5 protein-coding genes are annotated in these 4,216 nt (G+C 70.5%); all 5 read right to left on the reverse strand.

The features are described from left to right. The coding region (locus tag D183_RS24565) for a hypothetical protein (protein ID WP_039727334.1) at positions 1-1,161 on the reverse strand (1,161 nt) is incomplete at its 3' end. A 190-nt stretch (positions 1,162-1,351) separates the two neighbouring features. Then, a complete protein-coding gene (locus D183_RS0112075; RefSeq protein ID WP_017909218.1) occupies positions 1,352-1,921 on the reverse strand; it encodes a type 1 glutamine amidotransferase family protein in 570 nt (189 codons plus the stop codon). Between the two features lie 283 nt (positions 1,922-2,204). Continuing rightward, positions 2,205-3,173, reverse strand: coding sequence for a transaldolase (tal, locus tag D183_RS0112080; RefSeq protein WP_017909219.1), 969 nt, complete (start codon positions 3,171-3,173; stop codon positions 2,205-2,207). Positions 3,174-3,219: 46 nt separating this feature from the next. Continuing rightward, a complete protein-coding gene (rnk, locus tag D183_RS0112085; protein WP_017909220.1) occupies positions 3,220-3,651 on the reverse strand; it encodes a nucleoside diphosphate kinase regulator in 432 nt (143 codons plus the stop codon). 110 nt (positions 3,652-3,761) lie between these two features. Next, positions 3,762-4,216, reverse strand: a 455-nt coding sequence (locus D183_RS24570) for a LysR substrate-binding domain-containing protein (protein WP_017909221.1), incomplete at its 5' end; no start/stop codon positions are given.

Genomic DNA, 4,216 nt, shown 5'->3' on the forward strand with positions numbered 1-4,216 from the left:
CTGCAGCGCCTTGCGTGGCGACAGCTCGGCCTTGAGCCGTTCGATCGTCGCGTCGCCGTCGCGGCTGCGGCCGAGCGCGTAGTCGGTCCGCGCCAGTTCCAGCGTCGCGCGCTGGCGCACCGTCAGGTTGCCGAAGGGATCGAAGAAGGAATCCACGCGTGTGCGGTCCTGCACGCCGGTCCAGCCGAACGCTAGTTCGACCGGCGTGTCCTCGGCGAGCCGTGCGTAGCGCCGCCGCGCTTCGGCCGGTGCAATGCGGCCGCTCAGCAGCGCCAGGCGCGTCTGCAACAGCGCCGTTTCGGCGGCCGGCGCCTCGGCCGCGTACGCCTCCAGGACGCGGCCCATCCACGCCCAATCGACGTTGCCGGTCTCGGCCTGGGTGCCGAGCAGGTTGAAGGCGAGGATCGCCGCGCGCTGCGTCGCGGTGGTGGCGCGCGCGACCGCGTCCGCAGTGGGGCGCCCCAGCGTCGACGGCTGTACCAGCGCGATCGCCGGGTCGTGCGCGAGGATCGCCTCTAGGTCCGGTTTGTGGAAATAGCCCACCACGACCAGCACGGTCTTGCCCGGGTGCGCCAGTGCCGCGGCGCGGATGCGCTGGGCCTGCAGGAAGGTGCGGTACAGATACAGGCGCCGCGGCAGGTCCTGGTCGGCGCGCGGCGCCGGGGTTTGCGCCCACTTCCGCACCGCGGCCACGTTCTCGGCCGCATCCGCCGCGAAGAAGTCGCGCTGCAGGGCGGCCTTGTCGGGGAACGACAGGAAGCCCTGGAAGCCCTGTTCGCGGCGCAGTTCCAGCGGCGTGTCCAGGTCCACGCCGAAGCCCAGTCTGGCGTCCTCCACCGGCGGCATCCAGTCGATCGGACAGAGGGCGACGGGATGCGCCGCGGCGTACGGCAGGATCACGCCCTGCACCTCGTAGGTGTATTCGTAGTAATCGCCGCGCGCCGCCTGCTCTGGCGGGCGTTCGATACAGATCGCGTCCGGCGCGAGTTGCTCCAGGAACGCCGCGAGCACGCCCGGCTGGTCGCGTTCGGAAACCAGTTGCCCCGCGTGCTCCACGCCCAGGATCGCGACCCGCGTCGGTGCCGGTGTGGCGGCCATGCCGGTGGCGCTGGCGGCGGCCAGCGCCAGCGAAAACAAATAACGCGCCATCCATCCGCGCATGCACTCTCTCCTGTCCAGGCCGTGAAAGCACCCTGCCGGCGCGCTGGTGTGCGTGAGCGCCGTTACGTCACGCCCGCCAAGGGTCGATCGCGACGCTGCGCGTAGCCGTCAATGGCGAACTGCAGGGAGTGGCGACAAGTGTAGTCATGCGGCGCCACCGCCGTCTGCATGACAGGTGGCACTGGTCGCGCTACACGAACTCGGCCGCGAACATCTGCCGCATCTGCGTGATCTGCTCCTCGCGTTCGGGGTGCAGCAGGCGCAGGCATTCCTCGGCGAAACTGACCGGGCTGGTGCCGGGGGCGGTGATCAGGCCGCCGGCGCTGACCACGCGGCGCTCCTGGTAATGCGCGCTGCCGGCGTAGACGCCGGCGTGCTCGCGCAGGAAGGCTTCGGAATTGCTGGTGTGCGGGCGGCTATCGAGCAGGCCGGCGTAGGCCAGCGCCAGGGTCGCCCCACAGATCGCCGCCACGCCGCGGCCAGCCTCCAGACGCTGCAGCAGCAGTGCGCTCAGTCCTGGAATCTCGCCGGCCTGCCAGCGGTCGCTGCCGGGCAGCAGCCACAGGTCGGCGTCCAATGGCGCCAGGTCCGACAGCGCATAGGTGGGGTGCAGCTCCAGCCCGCCGATCGAGGTGATGGGCTTGCCGTCGATGCTGGCGATCTGGATCGTGTCGCCGAACCAGGCCCGCGCTGCCGGCAGGATGGTGCCGATCTCCCAGTCCGCCACGCCGTCCACCATCACCACTGCGATCGTCGCCATTGCCTTGCCTCTGCACTCGGGCGCGCAGCATAGCCTGGGAAAAGTTGTGGTCGCGCCAACGCGGTGTCGAAAGCGCCGCAGGTGATGTGCGCCGCGCCTACGTCTGTTTTCGGCGTTCGTGGGGGCGTGCGCCTTCGCGCTCGCGCAGGGCGACCGCATGCAGACGTCATCGAATCGATCGGGAGACGCAGAGAGACGGGGACTCGCTTTTCCCGATTCCCCATTCCCGTTTCTCCATTCCCGCACCCCAAGCGCGGCATCGCCGCGCTTGGGGCTGCACCACTCAGCCGACCAGCTTGTGCCGGATCGTGTCGCGCAGGGTCTGCAGGTCCTTGGCGAAGGTGTCGATGCCGCCGGCCAGCTTTTCGGTGGCCATCGGGTCGGCGGCCAGGTCGGCGGTGAAGCGCTTGGCGTCGATCGGCTCGATCTTGGCGCCGTCGGCCTGGCCGGGCGAGAGCTTGCGCGGCAGCGGGCCGTGGTCGGCGTCGAGCTTCTCCAGCAGGTCCGGCGAGATGGTCAGGCGGTCGCAGCCGGCCAGCGCCTCGATCTGCGCGGTGGAACGGAACGAGGCGCCCATGACCACGGTCTGCGAACCGCGGCGCTTGAACTCGTCGTACACGCCGCGCACGAACTGCACACCCGGGTCCTCGTCGATGGTCGCCGGGGTCTGGCCCTTGGCCACGTACCAGTCGAGGATGCGGCCGACGAACGGCGAGATCAGGAACACGCCGGCCTCGGCGCAGGCCAGGGCCTGGGTGCGGTTGAAGATCAGGGTCAGGTTGCAGTCGATGCCGTCGCGCTGCAGCTGCCGCGCCGCCTCGATGCCTTCCCAGGTCGCGGCGACCTTGATCAGGATCCGGTCCTTGGGGATGCCGCGCTCGGCGTACATGGCGATGAACTTGTGCGCCTTGGCGATGGTGGCGGCGGTGTCGTGGGCCAGGTCGGCGTCCACCTCGGTGGACACGCGGCCGGGCACAAGCGCGCTGAGCTTGGCGCCGACGCCGATGGTCAGGCGGTCGGCGATCTCGTCGACCAGGGCGGTGTGGTCGCCGTCCTGGCCGCGCGCCCAGGCCAGTGCCTCGTCGATCAGGTCGGCATAGACCGGCAGGTCCAGCGCCTTCTTCACCAGGGTCGGGTTGGTGGTGCAGTCCACCGGCTTGAGCCGCTTGATCGCGTCGTAGTCGCCGGTATCGGCCACGACCACGGACAACTCGCGCAACTGGGCGAGCTTGGAGGGGGCGGAAGAGGTCATCGGTATCTCTCGGGAACGAGTGGGAACAAGGATAGGGCCGCGCACGTTAACGCGCCGCGCGCGCATTGTCGTCGTCGGCGCGCCGCACCGCGGTCACGCGCAGGCGCAGCGGGCGTCCGCCGGGCGCCTGCCAGTCGATCGACTGGCCCACGGCCAGGCCGAGCAGGGCGCTACCGACCGGGGCCAGCACCGAGATGCGCGCATGCGCGGCATCGGCTTCGTGCGGATACACCAGGGTCAGCTGATGGCGTTCGCCGTGCAGTTCGTCTTCGCACTCCACGCGGGAATGCATGGTGACGATGCCGGGGGGAATCTGGTCGGGCGCCATCACGGTGGCGCGGTCGAGTTCTGCGCCCAGCGCTTGCGCGGCCGGGTGCTGGTGCAAGGCAGGGGAGTCGAGCAGGGCTTCCAGGCGCGCGAGGTCGCGGCTGGAGACGATCAACGAGGGCGGCAGGCCGCTGTGGTGTTGCGAGGTCATGGACAGGCTCCGGTTGGATGGCACAACGAACGGAGGCGGCACCGCGCCGCCCCCGTTCCCATTGTGCAAGCAAGCCGGCGCCGATGCGACGTCGCGGCCGGTCGGCCTGTTCAGGCCACCTGGCGCGGCGCCTGGTCCGGCAGCGATGCCTGCGCCGGCAGCGTGAACAGCTCCTCGGGCAGCGCACCGAACAGGTGCGCCAGTTGCTGCAGGAACGCGCCCATCGCCGAACTGCGCCGCCACAGCATGGCGATGCGCCGGCTCGGCCCGCCGTCGGGCGCGAACGGGAGCAGGCGCAGGTTCGGCGGATTGGCCACCGGCGGCTGCACCGCCAGCAGCGGCAGCAGGGTCACGCCGACGTTGGCGGCGACCATCTGCCGCAGCGTCTCCAGGCTGGTGGCCTGGAACTCGGCCTTCTCCAGCGCGCCGGACAGGTGGCACACGTCCAGCGCCTGGTCGCGCAGGCAATGCCCGTCCTCGAGCAGCAGCAGGCGTTGCGCGTGCAGTTCGTCCATGGTCAGCGGGGTCGGCCGCCGCGCCAGCGGATGCTGCTCGGGCACCGCCA

The sequence above is a fragment of the Xanthomonas sp. SHU 199 genome (genome assembly GCF_000364665.1).
Taxonomy (GTDB): domain Bacteria; phylum Pseudomonadota; class Gammaproteobacteria; order Xanthomonadales; family Xanthomonadaceae; genus Xanthomonas_A; species Xanthomonas_A sontii.

Bases quoted from the DNA above. Each gene is read 5' to 3' on its own strand.
- D183_RS0112075 (WP_017909218.1), bottom strand. From the start codon at position 1,921: ATGGCGACGATCGCAGTGGTGATGGTGGACGGCGTGGCGGACTGGGAG.
- tal (WP_017909219.1), bottom strand. From the start codon at position 3,173: ATGACCTCTTCCGCCCCCTCCAAGCTCGCCCAGTTGCGCGAGTTGTCC.
- rnk (WP_017909220.1), bottom strand. From the start codon at position 3,651: ATGACCTCGCAACACCACAGCGGCCTGCCGCCCTCGTTGATCGTCTCC.